Origin of the sequence: Sphingobium chlorophenolicum, from assembly GCF_000722875.1 — a bacterium.
GTDB classification, from domain to species: Bacteria; Pseudomonadota; Alphaproteobacteria; order Sphingomonadales; family Sphingomonadaceae; genus Sphingobium; species Sphingobium chlorophenolicum.
In genome coordinates this window covers 14,622-35,866 of sequence record NZ_JFHR01000006.1, presented here as the reverse complement: position 1 = coordinate 35,866, position 21,245 = coordinate 14,622, and the positions used below count along the sequence as shown (strand labels likewise).

General features: G+C 63.0%; 20 protein-coding genes and 1 tRNA gene. 7 read left to right on the top strand and 14 right to left on the bottom strand.

From position 1 onward, the window contains the following. Positions 1-187: 187 nt before the first annotated feature. The 3 genes from ahcY to BV95_RS03735 all read right to left on the bottom strand — a co-directional run bounded on the left by ahcY (position 188) and on the right by BV95_RS03735 (position 3,020). Positions 188-1,597: an adenosylhomocysteinase gene (gene ahcY / locus BV95_RS03745; protein ID WP_037447629.1), complete on the bottom strand. Its 1,410-nt coding sequence runs from the start codon at positions 1,595-1,597 to the stop codon at positions 188-190. 146 nt (positions 1,598-1,743) lie between these two features. Next, positions 1,744-2,295, bottom strand: coding sequence for a hypothetical protein (locus tag BV95_RS03740; protein WP_037447626.1), 552 nt, complete (start codon positions 2,293-2,295; stop codon positions 1,744-1,746). A gap of 164 nt (positions 2,296-2,459) precedes the next feature. Further along, a complete protein-coding gene (locus BV95_RS03735; protein WP_013846695.1) occupies positions 2,460-3,020 on the bottom strand; it encodes a YqgE/AlgH family protein in 561 nt (186 codons plus the stop codon). Positions 3,021-3,166: 146 nt separating this feature from the next. On the opposite strand from BV95_RS03735, the gene BV95_RS03730 reads away from it, so the two are divergent. After that, positions 3,167-3,649, top strand: a complete 483-nt coding sequence (locus BV95_RS03730) for a peroxiredoxin (RefSeq protein WP_037447623.1) — start codon at positions 3,167-3,169, stop codon at positions 3,647-3,649. A gap of 72 nt (positions 3,650-3,721) precedes the next feature. Beyond that, a complete protein-coding gene (locus BV95_RS03725; protein WP_037447620.1) occupies positions 3,722-5,176 on the top strand; it encodes an AMP nucleosidase in 1,455 nt (484 codons plus the stop codon). 128 nt (positions 5,177-5,304) lie between these two features. On the opposite strand, the gene BV95_RS03720 is transcribed toward BV95_RS03725, so the two are convergent. From BV95_RS03720 to BV95_RS03700, 5 genes are all read right to left on the bottom strand, one after another. After that, positions 5,305-6,066 (bottom strand): alpha/beta fold hydrolase, encoded by a 762-nt coding sequence (locus BV95_RS03720; RefSeq protein ID WP_037447617.1) that lies wholly within the window; start codon positions 6,064-6,066, stop codon positions 5,305-5,307. 16 nt (positions 6,067-6,082) lie between these two features. Next, positions 6,083-6,754, bottom strand: coding sequence for a DUF2238 domain-containing protein (locus BV95_RS03715; protein ID WP_037447611.1), 672 nt, complete (start codon positions 6,752-6,754; stop codon positions 6,083-6,085). A 9-nt stretch (positions 6,755-6,763) separates the two neighbouring features. Beyond that, on the bottom strand, positions 6,764-7,789 hold the full coding sequence (locus BV95_RS03710; RefSeq protein WP_013846700.1) for an aspartate-semialdehyde dehydrogenase: 1,026 nt from the start codon (positions 7,787-7,789) through the stop codon (positions 6,764-6,766). A 135-nt stretch (positions 7,790-7,924) separates the two neighbouring features. Next, the gene (locus tag BV95_RS03705; protein ID WP_037447920.1) at positions 7,925-10,141 is read right to left on the bottom strand and encodes a S9 family peptidase; all 2,217 of its coding nucleotides are present in this window, start codon (positions 10,139-10,141) and stop codon (positions 7,925-7,927) included. A gap of 307 nt (positions 10,142-10,448) precedes the next feature. Further along, positions 10,449-10,523: transfer RNA gene (locus tag BV95_RS03700), tRNA-Val, on the bottom strand. 134 nt (positions 10,524-10,657) lie between these two features. Here BV95_RS03700 and BV95_RS03695 point away from each other — a divergent pair. Next, the gene (locus tag BV95_RS03695; protein WP_013846709.1) at positions 10,658-10,786 is read left to right on the top strand and encodes an entericidin A/B family lipoprotein; all 129 of its coding nucleotides are present in this window, start codon (positions 10,658-10,660) and stop codon (positions 10,784-10,786) included. 18 nt (positions 10,787-10,804) lie between these two features. On the opposite strand, the gene BV95_RS03690 is transcribed toward BV95_RS03695, so the two are convergent. Continuing rightward, complete coding sequence (locus tag BV95_RS03690) at positions 10,805-10,993, bottom strand: hypothetical protein (protein WP_013846710.1); 189 nt, start codon at positions 10,991-10,993, stop codon at positions 10,805-10,807. A gap of 195 nt (positions 10,994-11,188) precedes the next feature. On the opposite strand from BV95_RS03690, the gene hslV reads away from it, so the two are divergent. Together hslV and hslU are read left to right on the top strand one after the other, a co-directional pair. Continuing rightward, positions 11,189-11,731, top strand: a complete 543-nt coding sequence (gene hslV / locus BV95_RS03685; protein ID WP_174544422.1) for an ATP-dependent protease subunit HslV — start codon at positions 11,189-11,191, stop codon at positions 11,729-11,731. 146 nt (positions 11,732-11,877) lie between these two features. Further along, positions 11,878-13,179: an ATP-dependent protease ATPase subunit HslU gene (gene hslU, locus BV95_RS03680; RefSeq protein ID WP_037447917.1), complete on the top strand. Its 1,302-nt coding sequence runs from the start codon at positions 11,878-11,880 to the stop codon at positions 13,177-13,179. Positions 13,180-13,282: 103 nt separating this feature from the next. Here hslU and proS read toward each other — a convergent pair whose 3' ends face one another. Beyond that, a complete protein-coding gene (gene proS / locus BV95_RS03675) occupies positions 13,283-14,866 on the bottom strand; it encodes a proline--tRNA ligase (RefSeq protein WP_234703090.1) in 1,584 nt (527 codons plus the stop codon). Between the two features lie 49 nt (positions 14,867-14,915). Then, positions 14,916-15,485: a polyhydroxyalkanoate synthesis repressor PhaR gene (gene phaR, locus BV95_RS03670; protein WP_037447602.1), complete on the bottom strand. Its 570-nt coding sequence runs from the start codon at positions 15,483-15,485 to the stop codon at positions 14,916-14,918. Between phaR and BV95_RS03665 the strand changes: the two genes are divergently transcribed. Together BV95_RS03665 and BV95_RS03660 are read left to right on the top strand one after the other, a co-directional pair. After that, positions 15,484-16,572, top strand: a complete 1,089-nt coding sequence (locus tag BV95_RS03665; RefSeq protein WP_081873269.1) for an alpha/beta hydrolase — start codon at positions 15,484-15,486, stop codon at positions 16,570-16,572. The two genes, phaR and BV95_RS03665, sit on opposite strands and share 2 nt — an antisense overlap. Positions 16,573-16,623: 51 nt before the next feature. Beyond that, entirely contained in the window at positions 16,624-17,796 is a 1,173-nt protein-coding gene (locus BV95_RS03660) for an acetyl-CoA C-acetyltransferase (protein WP_037447599.1), read from the top strand. A gap of 128 nt (positions 17,797-17,924) precedes the next feature. On the opposite strand, the gene alr is transcribed toward BV95_RS03660, so the two are convergent. From alr to BV95_RS03645, 3 genes are all read right to left on the bottom strand, one after another. Next, positions 17,925-18,971: an alanine racemase gene (gene alr / locus BV95_RS03655; protein ID WP_037447908.1), complete on the bottom strand. Its 1,047-nt coding sequence runs from the start codon at positions 18,969-18,971 to the stop codon at positions 17,925-17,927. A gap of 28 nt (positions 18,972-18,999) precedes the next feature. Beyond that, complete coding sequence (locus tag BV95_RS03650; RefSeq protein ID WP_037447596.1) at positions 19,000-20,589, bottom strand: MFS transporter; 1,590 nt, start codon at positions 20,587-20,589, stop codon at positions 19,000-19,002. A 277-nt stretch (positions 20,590-20,866) separates the two neighbouring features. Then, positions 20,867-21,238 (bottom strand): tRNA-binding protein, encoded by a 372-nt coding sequence (locus BV95_RS03645; protein ID WP_037447593.1) that lies wholly within the window; start codon positions 21,236-21,238, stop codon positions 20,867-20,869. Positions 21,239-21,245: the final 7 nt, after the last annotated feature.

Sequence of the window (21,245 nt, the reverse complement as noted above, 5' to 3'; positions counted from 1 at the left end):
AATCCTCCCCATCGGGAGATGGGGAGGGGGACCGCCGCTGAAAGCGGTGGTGGAGGGGAAGATACGCAGGTCGCGCCATTTCCCCTCCACCAGCCTTCGGCCGGTCCCCCTCCCCACGCTGCGCGTGGGGAGAAATTGATGTCCCACAAAAAAAGGGGAGGCAATCGCCTCCCCCTTCCCGTCCGCATCAGTAGCGGTAATGATCCGGCTTGAACGGCCCTTCCGCCGACACGCCGATATAGGCGGCCTGCTTCGGGGTCAGCTTCGACAGCTTCACGCCCAGCTTCTCCAGGTGGAGCGCGGCGACCTTCTCGTCCAGATGCTTGGGCAGGACATAGACTTCGTTCTGATAGGTGTCCGACTTGGTCCACAGTTCGATCTGCGCCAGCACCTGATTGGTGAAGGACGACGACATCACGAAGCTGGGATGGCCAGTAGCGCAGCCCAGGTTCACCAGACGGCCCTTGGCAAGAACGATGATCTTCTTGCCGTCAGGGAACTGAACTTCGTCCACCTGCGGCTTGATCTCGGTCCACTGCATGTTGTTGAGGCCGGCAATCTCGATCTCGCTGTCGAAATGGCCGATGTTGCAGACGATGGCCATATTCTTCATGGCGCGCATGTGATCGACGGTGATGACAGCTTCGTTGCCGGTCGCGGTGACGAAGATGTCGGCGCGGGTCGCCGCTTCCTCCATCGTCACGACTTCATAGCCCTCCATCGCCGCCTGCAGCGCGCAGATCGGATCGACTTCGGTGACCAGCACGCGAGCGCCTCCGTTGCGCAGCGAAGCAGCCGAACCCTTGCCAACGTCGCCGAAGCCCGCAACGCAGGCGACCTTACCGGCCAGCATGACGTCGGTGGCGCGACGGATGGCGTCCACCAGCGATTCCTTGCAGCCGTAGAGATTGTCGAATTTCGACTTGGTGACGCTGTCGTTGACGTTGATCGCCGGGAAAGGCAGCTTGCCCTTCTTCGCGAGTTCATACAGGCGATGGACGCCGGTGGTGGTCTCTTCCGACACACCCTTGATGGCGGCGACCGTCTTGGTCAGATAGCCAGGACGTTCGGCCAGGAAGCGCTTCAGCGTGGCGACGAAGATTTCCTCTTCCTCATTGCCCGGCGTGAACAATTCCTCCCCGGCCTCGACGCGCGCGCCCCACAGCGCGAACATGGTGGCGTCGCCGCCATCGTCCAGGATCATGTTGCAGACGGTGTCGCCCCAGTCGAAGATGCGGATGACATAGTCCCAATATTCTTCCAACGTCTCGCCCTTCACGGCGAAGACGGGAATGCCGCGCTGCGCGATGGCGGCGGCGGCATGGTCCTGGGTGGAGAAGATGTTGCACGATGCCCAGCGGATTTCCGCGCCCAGTTCGGCCAGCGTCTCGATCAGCACGGCGGTCTGGATCGTCATATGCAGCGAACCGGTTATACGCGCGCCCTTCAGCGGCTTGGCGGCGCCGAATTCGGCGCGCAGGGCCATCAGGCCCGGCATTTCGGTTTCGGCGATTTCGATTTCCTTGCGGCCGAAAGCGGCAAGGCTGATGTCGCGGATCACATAATCCTGCGCCTGGGTGGCGGGTGCGGTGGCCACGAGCGTGTCTCCATTGGTTAAGATGAGGCGACCGCTCGAACGAACGAACGAACGGCGGCGATGGGCTGCGCTTTACCAATCGCCGCCGTTCAAGGCAACTCAATATAAAGTTTTCTTTATGTCTTATTCCGCAAGCCCCCAATATCCTAATCCGCAGGGCCCCGCGATGCGACCTTCATCGGCTCATTATCGGCAATATCGTCGGATTTCTGGGTCTTTCCAGCCACGGCCACCACCACATCGCAGCGCGCGCCCGACAAATGCGGGCTGATCCCCGCGGCGTCGGCCAGTTCCAGCAGCGCCGATCGCGTCGGCGGCAAGGCGTTGGCCGCATCGGTGATCGACTGGAGGTCGCGGCAGGCAAGCCCCTCCGCTCCCGCGCCGTAGACGTTGGCCAGGCTGGTGACATAATTATCATAAGCGCCCAGCGCCCCCAACGGCCCGGCGGCGGAGCGGAAATGCTCGCGCAATTCGTCATTCACCTGCGTCAGCGCGTCGCGCTTTTCCCGGATGAGCCGGTTATAGCTGGCCAGGAAATTATTTCCCGTCGCCCGGCACCGCAGCGCCGACACCATCAGCATCATTTCGAAATCGCGGATTTGCGCTGCTTCCACGGCGGTCTGCTTCCAACAGGTCGCGGCTGTCGCCGGCGCAAGCGGCATCGTCGCGGCAAGCGCCGCTGCAATCAATTTCCTCATGGTTTGAACCCCCGTCCAATTGCCCGTGGATCAGGGTGCGCCCGTTCGGTTGCCGGAATCCCAATGGAAATCCTTAGCCGAATTTTACCGCAAATGGTTCAGTTACGCTGGGGAAACAAGCCGCCTCGATGGCCATGCCTTACGAAAGCGTATCGAAGCCCAGGTCAGGCCGACCCCGCGCCGCTGACCAGATGGGCGGCATCGACTCCGGCGGCGGCATAGGCGGCCGACCATTTCCGGTGGGTAGGCGTGTCGAACAGAAGGGCGGCGGTGCATTCGGTGGGAAACCAGCTTTCCCCGCTCATTTCCTCGTCAAGCTGTCCCGCGCCCCACCCGGCATAGCCCAGCGCCACCAGATAGCGACTCGGCCCCGTGCCCTCCGCGATGGCCTTCAATATTTCGAGCGAGCCCGACAGGCCCCAGCCGTCGCCCACCACGACCATGTCATGCCCCGTCCAGTCGAGCGAATGCAGCACGAAGCCGCGTCGGGGTTCAACCGGCCCGCCGCTCAGCACCGGCATGTCCGGCACGTCGCCCGGCTCGATATCGAAGCTTTCCAGCAGATCGTGCAGGGTGACGCCGTCAATCTCGTCGCTGACGGATATCCCCAGCGCGCCATTTTCATCATGCACGCACATGGCGATGACGCTATGGTCGAACCGCGCATCCTCCATGCCCGGCAGGGCAAGGAGAAACTGGCCGGCATAGGAGCGCGCTGTGGTCATGGGGCGACTATACGCCGCTCACCGCCTTTGCCAATGGCGAGCCGTCGCTTGGACGGGTCGGCGCGGCACATTCCTCCGCCGCCCCCTTGACAGAAGAGCGCGCTGCCCCAACCTGCGCCGCGTTCAAAAAGGCCAGGAGACAGGCAATGACCATTTCGAAGGGCGACCGCATCCCCAGCACCACTTTCGTCAAGATGACCGAGAACGGCCCCGAAAAGGTCGCTTCGGACGATTATTTCGCGGGCCGCACGGTCGCGCTCTTCTCCGTGCCGGGGGCGTTCACGCCGACCTGCTCGGCGCGCCACCTGCCGGGCTTTGTCGACAAGGCGGAGGATATCAAGGGCAAGGGCGTGGACGAAATCGCCTGCACCGCCGTCAACGACGCCTTCGTCATGGGCGCGTGGGGCAAGTCCGCCAATGCCGAAGGCAAGGTGACGATGCTGGCCGACGGCAATGCCGATTTCGCCAAGGCGGTGGGCCTCACCATGGACGGCAGCGGCTTTGGCATGGGCACGCGCGGCCAGCGTTTCTCGATGATCGTCAAGGACGGCGTCGTGAGCGAACTGAACGTCGAAGCGCCGGGCGACTTCAAGGTTTCGTCGGCGGAATATCTGCTCGACCAGATCTGATTTCCGGAGATGCGCGCCCGCTATTTGGGCGCGCATCTTTCTTCGGTCATATAAGTGCGTTACCAAGAGTCGATGACAAGAAGCATCGGCAGTGCGATCGTCGCTGAACTCGACGAAATTTATCGGAAATCCATCGAAAATCTCCGCGAGGCCATGCGCGCCTACGCCCGCGACGGCAGCGTGCCGCCGCCCGAAGCCGCGAGCGACCGCCGATTCTGCTATCCGGAACTGCGGATCACCCATCATGCGGAAACCGATGCGCCGCCGCCGGGCCGGTCCTTCGCCCGCCTGTCGAAGCCGGGGCAATATGTGACCACCGTGACCCGGCCCGCGATGTTCGGGGAATATCTGGCCGAACAGATCGACCTGCTGGTCCGCGATTATGGGGTGGAGGTCGAAACCGCGATCAGCGATCAGCAAATCCCCTTCCCCTATGTGCTGGACGGGCTGGACATCAGTGCCCTCGACGGCACGCCGCCGACCGAACTGGCGCGGCATTTTCCGGCGACCGAACTGGCGGAAATCGGCGACGAGATAGCGGACGGCCTGTTCACGCCGGATGCGGAGGGCGAAAGGCCGCTCGCCCTGTTCGACGGGCTGCGCACGGACTTCTCGCTTGCGCGCCTCAAACATTATACCGGCACGCCCGCCGAGCATGTGCAGCGCTATATATTGTTCACCAACTATCACCGCTATGTCGATGAATTCGTGGCCTGGGCCTGCGCCGAATTGCAGAGGGATGGGACGCGTTACACGGCGCTTTCGGGGGCGGGCGGCGTCTATGTGACGCCCGAAACGGCCGACCCTGCGCAGATGATCGCGGACAGCGCTTGGCGCAGGCATCAGATGCCAGCCTATCACCTGATCGCTCCGGACCGCAGCGGTATCACTTTGGTCAATATCGGTGTCGGCCCGTCCAACGCCAAGACGATCTGCGACCATCTGGCCGTGGTGCGGCCGGAGGCCTGGCTGATGATCGGCCATTGCGGCGGCCTGCGCCCCAGCCAGCGGATTGGCGATTATGTGCTGGCCCATGCCTATCTGCGCGACGACCATGTGCTGGACGAGATGCTGCCGCCGGAAATCCCGGTGCCCGCGATCGCAGAGGTGCAGGTCGCGCTCGCCAGGGCGGCGGAGGAAGTGCTGGGCGGCGGCGATAGGGAGGATTTCAAGCGCCGGCTGCGCACCGGTACGGTCGTCACCACGGACGACCGTAATTGGGAACTGCGCTATTCCAGTTCCGCCTTGCGCTTCAGCCTGTCCCGCGCCGTCGGCATCGATATGGAATCGGCGACCATCGCGGCGCAGGGCTACCGTTTCCGCGTGCCTTATGGAACGCTGCTGTGCGTGTCGGACAAGCCGATCCATGGGGAATTGAAGCTGCCCGGACAGGCCAACCGATTTTATGAAGAGGCGATTGCGGGCCATTTGCGCGTGGGCCTGATGACCTGCGAACTGCTGCGGCAGGAAGGGCCGAAACTGCATAGTCGCAAGCTGCGGGCCTTCAACGAACCCCCATTTCGTTAAGGAAGGCCCTGTCCTAAAAACTCTTCCCCTCCTCCGTTCGGGCTGAGCCTGTCGAAGCCTCTTTCTTTTCAAGAAGTAAGGCCCTTCGACAAGCTCAGGGCGAACGGAGAAGAGTGAATGCCGGACAGTCAGGCCGTCAGAAAATCCACCATCGCCTGACCCAATTCCTTCCGGGTGACGGCGTTCATATGGTTCCCCGGAATTTCGACATAGCGCCCGTTGGGCAACAGATCGGCCAATTCCTGCGCCACGCCATTGTCCCGGTCGTCAGCGCCGCAGATCACCTCCGTCGGCTGCTGGAATCCGGCGATCACCTCCCTTGGCGTATCGACGAAAGTGTTGAGGATATTCAGCATCGCCACCGGATCTCCCTTGGTGGTCTTGAGGAAGGCCTCTGTCATCCACTCCGAAGTGCCGCGCTCGAACGTGCCGAGATTGGTCAGCACCTTGCGATAATAGCCCCCATTGTCCAGCGTCTGCACAAGCCCCCGCAGCCCCATGCCCGCCAATATGACCCTGCGCGGCGTTGCGCCCCGCGCCAGCATCCGCACGGTCGTCCGCGCGCCCAGCGAATAACCGCCCAGGTCATAGTCGGTCAGCCCAAGCTGCTCGACCAGCGCCAGCCCATCCTCCGTCAGCGCGTCGGGCGGATAGGCGGCGGCGTCATGCGGCTTGCCGCTCTCCCCATGGCCGCGCAGGTCAGGCAGGATCAGCCGAAACCCCGCCTCCACCAGCTTCGCGGCATGGCCATAGCGTATCCAGTTGGTCCAGGCGTTGGAGAAATAGCCATGGATCAGCACCAGGTCGCGCCCTTCGCCCACGACATGCACCGCAATCGGCAACCCGCCCAGACCTTCAATCTCCAGCTTTTCGATGGGAAGGTCGGACATGGGCGATACTCCTTGGCTAATCCGCGTCCGCCGATATGGCTTCCGCATGCCCTTGTCGAGTGGCGCGGAGCCAGATCAGCGCGGCCAGACTGCCGATCTGCGCCGCCGCCATATCCTTCTGCGGATCCCACATATCGCCCTGCTGGCCGTTATACCAGTCGGCCGTCTGCCCCGCCGCGACCACGCTCAACAGCCATTCGAAAATCTCGTAGATCGCGCCCACGAACCCCACTGCAACAAAGGCGAACGCCATGCTCCACCCCATGCGCATGACGCCATAGCGCCGCGCCGCCTCGGCAAAGGGCGCCGTCAGCAAGGCCCCGAAGGCGAAATGCACCAGCCGGTCGTAACCGTTGCGGGCAATGCCGAATGTGCCGGAAATATCATGCCCGCTGACCGCCCGCGCCCATGCATCATAAGGCACATAGGAATAAATATAGCGCCCGCCCAGCGTATGCAGCAGCAGGAAGAGAAGCATGCATCCCACCGACCCGTTCGACAAAGGCCAGCGGCGCAGCAACCATGGCGCGGCAAGGACGAGCAGGACCGTCGGCCCATGCTGGAGCGGTGCGAGTTCAGGATAGGGCTGATCGATATTGGCGGCGATGATGGCCGCGACCAGCAGAATGATCATCCGGCGCTGCGCGACTGGAAGGGCTTTCCAGACTGCCGCAGCGCCGGGGATCATGAAAAGGCCTCAGCCCTTCTTCAGGTGACGGCGGCCCAGCAGTTCCGCGATCTGCACGGCATTGAGCGCCGCGCCCTTGCGCAGATTGTCGCTGACGCACCACAGGTTCAGGCCATTGTCGATGGTCGAATCCTCGCGCACGCGGCTGATGAAGGTCGCATAGTCGCCCACGCACTCGACCGGGGTGACGTAACCGCCATCCTCGCGCTTGTCGACCAGCATCACGCCCGGCGCCTCGCGCAGGATATCCTGCGCTTCCTTGGCCGAAATTTCCTTCTCGAACTCAAGGTTGATCGCTTCGGAATGGCCGACGAACACCGGCACACGCACGCAAGTCGCCGTGACCTTCACCTTGGGATCGAGGATCTTCTTCGTTTCCGCGACCATCTTCCATTCTTCCTTGGTCGAACCGTCGTCCAGGAAAACGTCGATATGCGGGATCACGTTGAAGGCGATCTGCTTGGTGAACTTCTTGGGTTCCGCCGGATCGCCGACGAAGATGTTGCGCGACTGTTCGAACAGCTCGTCCATGCCCGCCTTGCCCGCGCCGGAAACCGATTGGTAGGTGGCGACGACGACACGCTTGATCGTCGCGGCGTCATGCAGCGGCTTCAGCGCCACGACCATCTGCGCGGTCGAGCAGTTCGGATTCGCGATGATGTTCTTCTTCTTATAGCCGTCGATGGCGTCCGGATTCACTTCGGGCACGATCAAAGGCACGTCCGGGTCCATGCGGTAGAGCGAGCTATTGTCGATCACCACGCAACCGGCCGCGGCCGCCTTGGGCGCATATTCCGCCGTCGGGCCGGAACCCGCGGCGAACAGGGCGATGTCCCAGCCGGTGAAGTCGAAATGCTCGATATTCTTGCATTTGAGCGTCTTGCCGGTGTCGCCGAAATCGATTTCGGTGCCCTGCGACCGGGGCGATGCGACCGCCGCGATCTCGTCAATAGGGAACTCGCGCTCGGCGAGAATGGTCAGCATCTCGCGGCCCACATTACCGGTGGCACCAACGACGACGACCTTGTAGCCCATGACTTAACACTCCACTCCATGCACAAATGCGGAGTGCGCGCCATAGCGGCATATCGCCGTTTGTCCAGCGGCAAGGGGTTTATTGCGCCAAAGCGGGGCTTCTTATCTCCGTTCTGCCGCTCCGAACATGGAAGCTTATTTTTCCGGCCCCGTCCCCTCCCGCGCCAGGAAATCCTCGATGGTCCGCCACAGATGCACGCTGACCCCTGGCCCGCCGACGCGATGGGTCTGGCCCGGATAGACCATCATCTCGAACGGCACGGCCGCCCCCTGCATCTTCGCAACCAGCGCGGTGGAGTTGTCGAACACCACATTGTCGTCCGACATGCCGTGGATCAGCAGCAGCGGGTCTTTGATCTTCACCGCCTCATCCACCGCGCCGGAAGCGGGATAGGCGCTCGGCCTGTCCTGCGGCCGTCCCAGATAGCGCTCGGTATAATGGGTGTCGTACAATTCCCACTTCGTCACCGGCGCGCCCGCCACCGCTGCCGAGAAAACCCCCGGCGCCTTCTCCAGCAGCTTCAGCGACATATAGCCCCCATAGGACCAGCCATAAGTCGCGATCCGACCGGCATCGACATAGGGCTGCGCTTTCAGCCACTCGACGCCCTTCAACTGATCGTCCACCTCGACCGTGCCCATGGCGCGGTAGATCTGGTCCTCGAACGCCTTGCCGCGATCCGGCGTGCCGCGATTGTCGACGGCAAAGACGATCCAACCCCGATCCACCAGATATTGGTAGATGGGCGAACCCCAGGAGTTCGTGACCTGCCGCCCCGCGCCCGGCCCCCCATAATGCAGCATGAAGACCGGATAGCGCTTCCCGGCCTCCAGCGGCGGCATCATGATGCGCGTATAAAGGATGGACCCGTCGGCTGCCTTGATCGTGCCGAACTTCGTCTTCGCATGGCTGGCGAGATAAGGCGCATAGGGATGATCGCCCCGGATCGCATTTTCCGACAGCCAGTTCAGTTGCTTCCCCGCGCTGTCGGCCAGATAGACCTGCCTGGGCTGATCCGCATTGCTGCGCGCGACGACGATGCGGCTCGCCGCTCCATCCATCACCGCGTCATTCCACCAGCCGGTCGCCGTCAATAGCCTCAGCGGTCCCGCCTTGGCGAGCGGCGCGGCATAAAGCTGCTGCTCCAACGGCGTTTCCCGGTTGCCGGTGAAATAGACGAGGCCCCTCCCCTCATCCACGCCCACCACGTCGCGCACTTCCCAATCGCCGCTGGTAAGCGCCGTCCACTTGCCGCCCCGCACATGGTATAGATGCCCATGGCCGGTCCTTTCCGACCACCATAGGAAACTGCCGTCCTTGAGCGGCGTGAAATTGTTGCTGAGGTTGATCCAGCTTTTCGCCTTCTCGGTCAGGATCACCCTGCTCCGGCCTGTCGCGGGATCGACCGCCAGCAGGTCCAGTATCTTCTGATCCCGGCTCTCGCGCTGGACATAGAATGTCCTGCCGTCCTTCGACCAGTCGACGCGGGCGAGGTAGATATCCCTTTCCGTTCCCAGATCGACCTTCACAGGCGCTCCGCCCTCCGGCTTCATCACATAAAGGTCGACCAGCGCATTGGGCGTCCCCGCCGCAGGATAGCGCTGCGCATAGACCTTTGTCCCCTCCCCGCCGATGGCGGTGCGGGTGACGGTGCCGACCGGACCTTCATCAACGCGCGCGACCGCGATCAGCCTGTCGTCCGGCGACCACCAATAGCCGGTCCGCCGGTCCATTTCCTCCTGCGCCACGAATTCGGCGACGCCCCAACTCACCGTATCGCTGGAACCCTGCGTCAACTGCTTGGCCGTCCCGCCCATCGGCTGGACGAAGAAATCGCCGCCCCGCACGAAGGACACGAAGCCGCCTTTGGGGCTGACCACGCCGTTCAGTTCGCCATCGGGCGTATCGGTGAGCCGCGTCACCTTCCCGTCCAGCGCCGCCAGATACAGGTCGCCATCGACCGGCACTAAGATGGATTTCCCGTCCGGCGCCCAGTCATAGCTGACGATGCCGCTATTGCCCGCCACGCTGCGGTCGCGTTCCCGCTGCATCTTCTCCGCCTCGGAAAGTTCCGCGCCGCTGCCGGTCTTCTTCGAATCGACCAGCATCCGCTCCGCGCCGGTCGACGTGTCCACCGCCCACAGGTCCAGCCGCTCCTTCTCATCGGCACGGGGTTTGAGCAGCGTCACCAGCTTGCCGTCGGGCGACAGCTTCAACGCTCTTGGCTGCGATCCCGACAGGTCAGGACTGGCGAACACCCGCTCCAGCGTCAGCTTTTCCTGCGCGTGAGCGGAAATGACGGAAAGCAACAGCGCGCCGACAGCCGCGCCGCTTTTCAGATATGGCGACATCTTCATCCCTTGCTTGGGCCACGGCAGAGCCACGGCACATGCCCGCGAAATTAGCGCGAGGTGGATGAAAAGATCAATGTTGGGAAATAATATTTCTCACCGTGGCCGCCCGGATTGTGGCGCGCAACAAGAATGAACCTGTAACTCCAGTCAGATTCGCGGAAAGCGCGCGATCAGCATTATGGCTGTACGGGTTTTGTACGAATAGCTGCCGGAAACAGACGTAAATTCCTGTTTCATTCTGCATTTTAGATTTTGCCTATTTGAGGCATCCGACCATTAAACCCCTTGGAAACAAGGAGAAAAATGGTGGGCGCGGCAGGGATTGAACCTGCGACCCCACCCGTGTGAAGGGTGTGCTCTACCGCTGAGCTACGCGCCCCCTGTAAGGAGGAAGCGGCCATTGGCATCCGGCGCGCCACCTGTCAAGCATGGCTCCAACCATTTTTCCGGAAATGGACTTATTCGCTCCAAAGGCGTTATAATCGAGCCGTTATCAAAAGGAGTGCATATCCCATGCGTCAAACCGTCGCCCTCGTCATCGCGGGGCTGCTTCTTTCCTCGCTGGCCGCCTGCAACACCGTGAAGGGTGCGGGCCGGGACATCGAATCCGTCGGCCGCGCCGGGGAAAAGGCCATCAACTGACCCGGCCGGATCGCCAGATCATTGGAGGATGCGGCCCGCGGCGGCCGCATCCTTTTCCAGTCGCACGCCGTCGCAGTCGGCCTCCCCGCAATCGCAAGCCGCGATGGTATAGCGGACCCCGCACATCACCAGCACGTCATGGTCGAAGGAATAGTTGGATATTCCCGCTCGCTCGACCTTTTCCCGCGCTCTCGCCTTGAGGGTCATATTCCGCCTCTCTGCAACATGCGTGAATGATTGTTATTGCGCTGCACAATGTCAATCGATGCAGATTGGTTCCTGAACGAATTGAAATAAATCCGTCCAGAAAACGGCACGATCCGGCGCTGATGCAGGGGATGCTTGCGCGTTGTCATTATCGCTCCCATATGCCGGACCATGAACGACCAACACTCTAGTTCCATGCCGGTCTGGCATGGCACCACCATCATGTCGGTACGCAAGAACGGGAAGGTGATCGTCGCCGGCGACGGCCAGGTCTCCATGGGCCAGACAGTGATGAAACCCAATGCCCGCAAGGTCCGCCGCCTCCACGACGGATCGGTCATCGGCGGTTTCGCGGGCGCGACGGCGGACGCCTTTACTCTGTTCGAACGGCTGGAAGCGAAGCTGGAGCGCCATAACGGCCAGTTGATGCGCGCCGCCGTGGAACTGGCCAAGGACTGGCGGACGGACAAATATCTGCGCAACCTGGAAGCGATGATGATCGTCGCGGACAAGGAAGTGACGCTGATCCTGACCGGCAACGGCGACGTGCTGGAGCCGATCGGCGGGGTTGCAGCCATCGGTTCCGGAGGCAATTTCGCCCTCGCCGCCGCTCGCGCGCTGGTGGAATATGAGGAAGATGCCGAAACCCTCGCCCGCAAGGCGATGGCGGTGGCGGCGGACATCTGCGTCTACACCAACGACCAGCTTGTGGTCGAAGAGCTGGAAAGCGCGACATAATAAAGCCCCTCCCGCAAGCGGGAGGGTTGGGGGTGGGCCGCGAGCAAAGCGAGCTTCCAACCTATCCCGAAGCGTTGCAGGCGATTGCTGGCGCAATCGCATCCACCCCCTGCCCCTCCCTTGAAAGGGAGGGGAGCGAGATGAAGATGAACGACAATCTGACCCCCAAAGCCATAGTTGCCGCCCTGGACGCCCATATCATCGGCCAGGCCGACGCCAAGCGCGCCGTCGCGGTCGCCCTGCGCAACCGCTGGCGCAGACAGCGCCTGTCCGCCGACCTGCGGGACGAGGTGACGCCGAAGAACATCCTGATGATCGGCCCCACCGGCTGCGGCAAGACGGAGATCAGCCGCCGCCTCGCCAAGCTGGCCGACGCGCCCTTCGTCAAGGTCGAAGCCACGAAATTCACCGAAGTCGGCTATGTCGGCCGCGATGTGGAGCAGATCGTCCGCGACCTGGTGGAAGAAGCGGTGCGCCTGGAAAAGGATCGCCGCCGCGAAGCCGTGCGCGAAGCGGCATCCGAAGCCGCCATGGCCCGCCTGCTCGACGCGCTCACCGGCAAGGAAGCGAGTGAGGCGACCCGCCTCTCCTTCCGCCAGCGGATCGAGAACAACCAGATGAACGATGTCGAGGTCGAGGTGGAAGTCGCCGACAGCCCCTCCATGCCGATGGAAATCCCCGGCATGGGCGGCCAGATCGGTATGATCAACCTGTCCGACATGATGTCCAAGGCCTTCGGCCAGCAACAGAAGAAGCGCCGCAAGCTGCGCGTCGCCGAAGCCTGGGACAAGCTGGTCGAGGAAGAGCAGGACAAGCGCCTGGACCAGGACGATGTCGCCCGCGTCGCCATTTCCAACGCGGAGCAGAACGGCATCGTCTTCATCGACGAGATCGACAAAATCGCCGTCAGCGACGTGCGCGGCGGCTCCGTCAGCCGCGAGGGGGTGCAGCGCGACCTGCTGCCGCTGATCGAGGGCACGACAGTCTCGACCAAATATGGCCCGCTCAAGACCGACCATATCCTCTTCATCGCCAGCGGGGCTTTTCATGTGGCCAAGCCCAGCGACCTGCTGCCGGAATTGCAGGGCCGTCTGCCGATCCGCGTCGAATTGAAGGCGCTGACGGAGGATGATTTCGTGTCGATCCTCTCCGACACGAAGGCCAGCCTTGTTGCGCAATATCGCGCGTTGCTGGCGACCGAGGGCGTGACCATCGACCTGACGCCCGACGGCATCCGCGCCGTGGCGAAAATCGCGGCCGAGGTGAACAGCGAGGTCGAGAATATCGGCGCCCGCCGTCTCCAGACGGTGATGGAAAAGCTGCTGGAGGATGTCAGCTTCGACGCGGAGGATCGCCAGGGCGAAACGCTGGTGGTGGACGCCGCCTATGTGGAGAAGCAGCTCGCCGTGGTGGCCCGCAACACCGACCTCAGCAAATATGTCCTGTAATCTCTAAGGTCAGTTCTCAAGCTGACCTCCGTTCACTTCGAGCGAAGTCGAGAAGCGGTTGCGCAACCGTATCTCGACTTTGCTCGATACGAACGGATGTGTGTCAGTAGGAACGCCCCACCAACACCCGCTCCACCGCCTTCTCGCCGGTGAACACGCACAGCCCGTCCGCCACTTCCGCATCCGAAGGCACGTTGCGCAGCGTCAGCTTCTCGCCCTTCAGCCACTCGACCACCTTATCGAGCGCCGCGCCGGTCGGCTTGGACCACTGCACCAGCGCCCAGCCCGGCTTCTTGGCTGAACCGAAATAGGCCTTCAGCCCATCCAGCGAAGTCACCGACCTGTCGATATTCCCCAGCAATCGGGCCTGTGCATCCGCGAACAGCGCCTGCTGTATCTCTTCCAGCATCCCCGTCGCCGCGCCAAGGAAGTCCGCCTTGGCCACGACCTGGCTGTCCAGCTTCCCATCCTCCCGATAGAGCCGGTCGCGGCGGATGACGGACACGTTGCCGCCTGCCACGTCGCGCCCGCCGACCTCGATCACGACCGGCGCACCCTTCTTGACCCAGCCCCAGCGCTTGTTCGCCGCCTTAGCGGGCCTGCGGTCCAGCAAGGCGCGAACCGGCTCGCGGAACACGTCCTGCCGGTTCAGTTCGGCCACCAATGCGCCGCAATAATCCAGCACCGCAGCATCCTCATCCGTATCGCGCAGCATCGGCACAACCACGATCTGATAGGGCGCTACCCGCGGCGGCACGCGCAGCCCGTCATCGTCGCCATGCACCATGATCAGCCCGCCGATCATCCGGGTCGACACGCCCCAACTGGTGGTCTGCGCCAGTTCCTGCTGCCCTTCGGCATTCTGGAACTTGATATTCTGCGCCTGCGAGAAAGTGGTGCCCAGGAAATGCGAAGTCCCCGCCTGCAAGGCCTTCCCATCCTGCATCATCGCTTCGATGGAATAGGTCGCCACCGCACCCGGAAACCGTTCATTCTCCGGCTTCTCGCCCGCGATCACCGGCAGCGCCACGCATTCCTCGGCAAAGCTGCGATAGACTTCCAGCATCTTGAGCGTCTCTTCCATCGCCTCTTCGACGCTGGCGTGGGCGGTATGCCCCTCCTGCCACAGGAACTCCGCCGTGCGCAGGAACATGCGCGTACGCATTTCCCAGCGGACGACGTTCGCCCACTGGTTGATCAGCACCGGCAGGTCGCGCCAGCTCTGCACCCAGCGGGAAAAGGCCGCGCCGATCACCGTCTCCGAAGTCGGACGAACCACCAGCGGCTCTTCCAGCTTCGCATCGGGATCGGGCACCAGCCTGCCGTCCTTCTGGATCAGCCGGTGATGGGTGACGACCGCCATTTCCTTTGCGAAGCCGTCGACATGCTCCGCTTCCTTCTCGAAATAGGAAAGCGGGATGAACAGCGGGAAATAGCAATTTTCATGGCCGGTCGCCTTGATCCGGTCGTCCAGCAGCTTCTGCATCCGTTCCCAGATGCCGTAGCCCCAGGGCCGGATGACCATGCAACCGCGCACGCCGCTTTCCTCGGCCATGTCGGCTTCGGAGATGACGGCCTGATACCAGGCGGAAAAATCCTGTTCGCGGGTAACGGAAAGGGCGTGCTTCACGGGATCGACCTTAAAATTCGAGTGGATGGCGCGCCATAGGACAAGCGCGCCGTCCATGTCGACTCCCAACGGTCGCGATCCGGGGCAAACGCCCGGCTGACGAAAATCAGCTCAGCTTGTCGATCTTCGCGTTGAGCGCGGCAAGCTGCGCCTTGAGTTCCGCGATCTCGTCATCCTTCGCCTCGTCGGAGGCGGGCGCGGAAGCGGGTGTCGGCATCCCCGGCATTCCCGTGCCGAAGGCGCTGGCTGCCGCCTCGAACATCTGCATGTTGCGCTTGGCGATCTCCGCCAGCGGACCGCCGCCGAACGCGCCCTTCATCGCTTCCTGGAACTGCTGCTGGTTCTTGCGGAATGCGTCCATCGACGCCTCCAGATATTGCGGCACCATGGACTGCATGGAATCGCCGTACATGGCGATCAACTGACGCAGGAAGTTGACGGGCAGCATATTCTTGCCCCGCTGCTCCTCCTCCATGATGATTTGCGTGAGGACATTATGCGTGATGTCCTCTCCGGTCTTCGCATCGACGACGACGAACTCGCGCCCCTCGCGAGTCATCTGCGACAAAAGATCCAGCGTGATGTAGCTCGACGTTTCTGTGTTATAGAGCCGCCTGTTAGCGTACTTCTTGATAACGACCGGTTCGGATTCGTTCGCGGTCTTAGATTTGGCCATGGATACCTCTCCCACACCTGCATTTTCCGCATTAGCACAAGGCAATGCCGCGCCGCAACATGGCCCGCGGCCATTACCCCTTTTTCTCGACATGCTATGGTGGGAGACGCAGGACGATCCCGACCTGCGGAAGCGCGCCTTTCAGGGTTTGCGCAAATATCAGGAGGCTGACCGCCCCGACCCGCCCCCCGCGGTTCCCGTCGCCGCATCCGCGGGCAGCGCCCGTCTGCTCCGCCATGGGACGGAAAATGGCCGCCATCCGGTCGTTTTCATCCCATCCCTAATCAATCCGCCGCAGGTGCTCGACCTGTCGGCCAGCCGTTCCATGCTGCGCCACATGGGTGCAGCAGGACATGACGCCTATCTGGTCGACTGGGGCGCTCCGGCGGCGGATGATGGCGCGCTGGGCCTGGACCGGCATGTGACGGAACGGCTGCTGCCGATGCTGGGCACCTTGCCCCGGCCGCCGATATTGGTGGGATATTGCCTGGGCGGAAATCTGGCTATCGGCGCTGCGACGCTGCAACCGGCCAGGGCGCTGGCGACCATCGCCGCGCCTTGGGATTTCGACGGCTTCTCTCCCGCCGACCGGGAAGAGATCGGCGCGCTGTGGCGCAGTTCCAAACCCATGTGCCAGCGCTTGGGCTATGTGCCGATGGAGGTGCTGCAATCCGGCTTCTGGGCCATGGACCCCGCCCGGACCATCCGCAAATATGCCGCCTTCGCGGAGATGACGCCCGGCTCCGACGAGGAGCATGGCTTTCTGGCGGTGGAGGATTGGGCCAATGCCGGACCGCCGCTCAGCTATGCGGCGGGGCGCGATCTGTTCGAACTATTCTATGCCGCAAATGCGAGCGGACGGGGAAAATGGCAGGTAAGCGGGCAGCCCGTCGATCCCCGCCGACTGACTTGTCCCACGCTTTCAATCCGTTCCGCCGCCGACCGCATCGTTCCTGCCGCCGCAGCGCCGGAAATGCAGGAGAATAGCACGCTGCGCCTGGGCCATGTCGGCATGATCGTTGGCGGCCGGGCGCGCGCTTCATTATGGGAGCCGCTGTCCCAATGGCTTTCCAGCCATGGCGGATGATGATATGTGCAACCGCGAAATCACCATCCACGATATTTGAGGATCAGGGCTTTGTCAGACATCGTCATCACCGCCGCCAAGCGGACCGCCGTCGGCGGCTTCATGGGCGCCTTCGGATCGATTCCCGCGCATGAGCTGGGCCGCACCGCCATCGCCGCCGCCCTCGCCCAGGCCGGAGTCGCGCCGGAGGAAGTGGACGAGGTCATATTGGGCCAGGTGCTGACCGCTGGACAGGGCCAGAACCCCGCCCGTCAGGCCGCCGTCAATGCGGGCATCCCGGTCGAGCGCACCGCTATCGGCATCAACCAGCTTTGCGGTTCGGGCCTTCGCGCCGTCGCTCTGGCCGCGCAGGCGATCCGCGCCGGGGACGCCCGCATCATGGTCGCTGGCGGCCAAGAAAGCATGTCGCTCGCCCCGCACGCCCAATATCTGCGCGGCGGCGCGAAGATGGGTCCGATCTCCTTCGTCGACACGATGACGCATGACGGCCTGACCGATGCCTTCAACCATTATCACATGGGCATCACGGCGGAAAATCTGGCCGAGAAATATCAGATCAGCCGCGAAGCGCAGGACGCCTTCTCCGTCGGCAGCCAGAACAAGGCCGAAGCCGCCCGCGCATCGGGCCGTTTCAAGGATGAGATCGCACCCGTGACCGTCAAAGGCCGCAAGGGCGACACCATCGTCGACACGGACGAATATATCCGCGCGGGCGCCACGCTGGAGGCGATGCAGGGCCTGCGCCCCGCCTTCAAGAAGGACGGCACCGTCACCGCCGCCAACGCCAGCGGCATCAACGACGGCGCCGCCGCGCTGGTGCTGATGAACGCGGAGGAAGCGGCGAAGCGCGACGCGCCCGTGCTGGCCCGCATCGCCGGTTTTGCGACCGTCGGCGTCGATCCCTCCATCATGGGCATCGCGCCTGTCCACGCCAGCCGCCAGGCGCTGGCCAAGGCGGGCTGGTCGCTGGCCGATCTGGACCTGATAGAGGCCAATGAAGCCTTCGCAGCGCAGGCGCTGGCAGTCGGCCAGGAACTGGGCTGGGATGCTGAAAAGGTCAATGTGAACGGCGGCGCCATCGCCATCGGCCATCCCATCGGCGCTTCGGGCGCGCGCGTCCTCACCACCCTGATCTACGAGATGCAGAAGCGCGATGTCAGCAAGGGCCTGGCCACGCTCTGCATCGGCGGCGGCATGGGCGTCGCCATGTGCATCGAACGCTGAGCCTGCGGTAAAATGAAAGGGCCGCCGGTCTCATTGCAGATCGGCGGCCCTTTTCATGTCAGCCAAAAAGGCAAGATTGAAGCACGACATGTTCCTGCGAAGGCAGGAACCCAGTTCAACATCTGAACTCAGCGCCAAACCCGGTCGAAGCGCCCCCCCAGCCCCGTCAGCAATTCATATTGCGACAGGCCCGAAACCGCCGCCGCGTCGACCAGCTTGTAATCGACCTCCAGCCAGTCCCCTTCCGAAATATCGGGCAGGCCGCCCACATCGACAGCCGTCAAATCCATCGATATCCGCCCCACCACCGGCAGATGCCTGCCCCCGGCGCTCATGGAACCGCGCCCGGAAAATCCGCGCAGATAACCGTCGGCATAGCCCAGGTTCAGGACCGCGATTTCCATGTCCTTAGCCGCGCGATAGGTAGCATTATAGCCGATCGTGTCGCCCGCCCGGACCCGGCGGCGTTGCAGCACCTGCGTTTCAGGGAACACCACCTGCCGGATATTTCCGGCGGCTTCCTGACGCGGCACCCCGCCATAAAGCGCGATTCCCGGCCGGGTCATGTCGAAGGCATAGTCGGAACCCATGCAGATGCCCGCGCTGTTCGCCAGGCTGTAGCGGGCCGCCCTCACCTGCCCCTGCAAGGCCGAAAACCGCTCCAATTGCATGGGGGTAAGCGGCCCGTCCTCATCGGCGGAGGCCAGATGGCTGAGCAGGGTCGCCACTTCCAGCCCCGCCACCCGCGCCGAAACATCGCCGCGCCAATCCAGCCCCAACCGGTTCATGCCCGTGTCGACCATGACATCGCAACGCCCGCCGCCCGCCTGCTTCCAACGCGCAATCTGCCATTCGGTGCACAGCACGGGTCGTGCGCGGGACGCCAGCGCCACGGCCATATCCTCCTCCCGCACGCCATGCAGCACGGAAAGCGACACCCCCTCCGTCACGAACGACTCCAGAACCGCCGCCTCGGCCCAGTTGGACACGAAGAAATCCCGACAACCCGCATCCAGCAGGCGGCGCATCACCTCCGTCGCGCCCAGGCCATAGCCATCGGCCTTGATTGCCGCGCCGCAAGCCGCGCCGGCGCCCTGCCGCTTCAACCAACGCCAGTTGGAAAGCAGCGTCCCTTCATCCATACGCAAGCGCAACGGCGCGGAAAATTCAGTCATGACCGCCCGGATAGCGTCCGTCGAGGCATCAGTCAATCTTCGCCCCGCGCGTTTCCGGCAAGGCGATGATGCAGGTCAGCAGGGCGACGGCGACCACGGCGATGGTGTACCAAAGGCCCGCATAGGGATCGCCCGTCCGCGCCACGATATATTGGCTGACCAGCGGCAGGAACCCGCCGAAATAGCCGGTCCCGATATGATAGGGGATGGACAGCGAACTATAGCGTATCCGCGCCGGAAAATATTCCGACAGCAGCGCCGCCACCGGCCCATAGGTCGCCCCCGACAAGGTCCAGAGCAGCAACAGCGCCAGAAACAGCAGCGAGGCACGGGGCCAATCGGGCGTCACCGCCGCCGAATCATATCCCCCCGCATGCAAGGCCGCATCCAGCCCTTCGGGACTGAGGTCCGCGACGGTCACGGAACCGATGCTGACCGAAGGCGCCGCCGCCTGCCGCTTTTCATAAGCGATGCCCCGCTTGGAAAAATGGTCGAGCAGCTTGCCGCAAGCGGTCGGCTGAACCTTGGCGAATGGATCGAAGCTGCAATCGGGTCCGCTGACGACCACAGGCGCACGCTGCGCCGCCTGATAGAGAGCCGGGTTCCCCACACTCCCCATGAACTGGTAAAGCGGCAACAGCAGCACCAGCAGCAGCGCATAGCCGATGACGATCGGTTTCTTGCGCCCCACCCGGTCCGACAGCCAGCCGAAGAAGATGAAGGAGCCGACGCCCGCAAAGGCGCTGCCCCCCACCAGCAATTGCGCCACCCCCGGCGATACATGCAGGCCGTTTTGCAGAAAATACAGCGCCTGGAACATCGCGGTATAGGCGATGACGGTGAAGCCCGCCGCGATGCCGATCATCGCCACCAGCATCCGCCGCTTGTTGCCGGGATAGGTGAACGCCTCCTTCAACGGATTGCGCGATTGTTCGCCCGCCGCCTTCATTGCCGCGAAGATGGGGCTTTCGCGCAGCATCAGCCGCATCCAGAGCGATATCCCAAGCAAAGCCAGCGAAAATATGAAGGGCAGCCGCCAGCCCCAATCGTCCCACACTGCCTTGCCGACAATCCATTGCGTGCCGACCACGACGATCAGCGACAGGATAAAGCCGCCAATTACCCCCGCCTGAATGAAGCTGGTGAAAAAACCCCGCTTGCCCGGCGGCGCATGTTCCGCGACATAAATCGCCGCCCCGCCATATTCCCCACCCAGCGCCAGCCCCTGCGCGATCCGCAGCAGGATCAGGATGATGGGCGCGGCGACCCCGATGCTCGCGGCTGACGGCGTCAGTCCTACGCCCGCAGTCGCCGCGCCCATCAGCACGATGGTGGCCAGGAAAGTATATTTGCGCCCCAGCCTGTCGCCCAGATAGCCGAACAGCGCCGCGCCCAACGGCCGGAACCCGAATCCGATGGCAAAACCGGCGAGGGAATAGAGCAGTTCGACGGTGGGATTGTCGGTCGGAAAAAATGTCCGCCCGATGATCGGCGCCAGCACGCCGTAAATGTAGAAATCATACCATTCGAACAATGTACCGAGCGCGGACGCGGTGATGACCAGCCGATCCCGCTTCGCATCCATCACATAGCCGGTGCCGACGCCTTCCCCGCTCATTCCACCCCCTGCTCGTCCGATCCGTTCGGTGACGTTCTAATGAAGCGCCGAATTCCGGCAAGCGGGAGAAGGACTATCGTCGATATGGGTGCAGAGCGCACCCATCCTGTTCCTCCCCATCGGCAGATGGGGAGGGGGACCGCTCGCGAAGCGAGTGGTGGAGGGGAAATACACAGGTCGTGCCCCATTCCCCTCCACCACGCTTCGCGCGGTCCCCCTCCCCACGCTTCGCGCAGGGAGGAATTGATGACCACTCACAGCCCAAATCCGCAACCATTCAAAACAACCGAGACCCATCCGGCACAGCCCGATCCGGCGCGAACAGCACCACCGCTCCGGCCTCATCCGCAAACCCCAGCGTCAACACTTCGGACAGGAATTTCCCGATCTGCCGCGGCGGAAAATTGACGACCGCCGCCACCTGCCGCCCCGGCAAATCCTCCAGCGCATAATTTACGGTGATCTGCGCGCTCGATTTCTTTCGCCCGATCACCGGCCCGAAATCGATCAGCAGCTTATAGGCGGGTTTCCGCGCCTCAGGATAAGGCTCCGCCGACAGGATCGTGCCGACGCGAATATCGACCTTCAGAAAATCATCGAAGCTGATGGCTTCGCCCGCAGGCGAAGCGGGGTCATGATCGAGATGCATGCCCCAT

Coding starts and splice junctions, on each gene's coding strand:
- BV95_RS03665 (WP_081873269.1), top strand. CDS start 15,484: ATGGATACCTCTCCCACACCTGCATTTTCCGCATTAGCACAAGGCAAT.
- BV95_RS03725 (WP_037447620.1), top strand. CDS start 3,722: ATGACAAGAAGCATCGGCAGTGCGATCGTCGCTGAACTCGACGAAATT.
- BV95_RS03690 (WP_013846710.1), bottom strand. CDS start 10,993: ATGACCCTCAAGGCGAGAGCGCGGGAAAAGGTCGAGCGAGCGGGAATA.
- BV95_RS03650 (WP_037447596.1), bottom strand. CDS start 20,589: ATGAGCGGGGAAGGCGTCGGCACCGGCTATGTGATGGATGCGAAGCGG.
- proS (WP_234703090.1), bottom strand. CDS start 14,866: ATGGACGGCGCGCTTGTCCTATGGCGCGCCATCCACTCGAATTTTAAG.
- hslV (WP_174544422.1), top strand. CDS start 11,189: ATGCCGGTCTGGCATGGCACCACCATCATGTCGGTACGCAAGAACGGG.
- hslU (WP_037447917.1), top strand. CDS start 11,878: ATGAACGACAATCTGACCCCCAAAGCCATAGTTGCCGCCCTGGACGCC.
- BV95_RS03645 (WP_037447593.1), bottom strand. CDS start 21,238: ATGCATCTCGATCATGACCCCGCTTCGCCTGCGGGCGAAGCCATCAGC.
- BV95_RS03710 (WP_013846700.1), bottom strand. CDS start 7,789: ATGGGCTACAAGGTCGTCGTCGTTGGTGCCACCGGTAATGTGGGCCGC.
- alr (WP_037447908.1), bottom strand. CDS start 18,971: ATGACTGAATTTTCCGCGCCGTTGCGCTTGCGTATGGATGAAGGGACG.
- phaR (WP_037447602.1), bottom strand. CDS start 15,485: ATGGCCAAATCTAAGACCGCGAACGAATCCGAACCGGTCGTTATCAAG.
- BV95_RS03715 (WP_037447611.1), bottom strand. CDS start 6,754: ATGATCCCCGGCGCTGCGGCAGTCTGGAAAGCCCTTCCAGTCGCGCAG.
- BV95_RS03720 (WP_037447617.1), bottom strand. CDS start 6,066: ATGTCCGACCTTCCCATCGAAAAGCTGGAGATTGAAGGTCTGGGCGGG.
- BV95_RS03740 (WP_037447626.1), bottom strand. CDS start 2,295: ATGAGGAAATTGATTGCAGCGGCGCTTGCCGCGACGATGCCGCTTGCG.
- BV95_RS03705 (WP_037447920.1), bottom strand. CDS start 10,141: ATGTCGCCATATCTGAAAAGCGGCGCGGCTGTCGGCGCGCTGTTGCTT.
- BV95_RS03695 (WP_013846709.1), top strand. CDS start 10,658: ATGCGTCAAACCGTCGCCCTCGTCATCGCGGGGCTGCTTCTTTCCTCG.
- BV95_RS03730 (WP_037447623.1), top strand. CDS start 3,167: ATGACCATTTCGAAGGGCGACCGCATCCCCAGCACCACTTTCGTCAAG.
- BV95_RS03735 (WP_013846695.1), bottom strand. CDS start 3,020: ATGACCACAGCGCGCTCCTATGCCGGCCAGTTTCTCCTTGCCCTGCCG.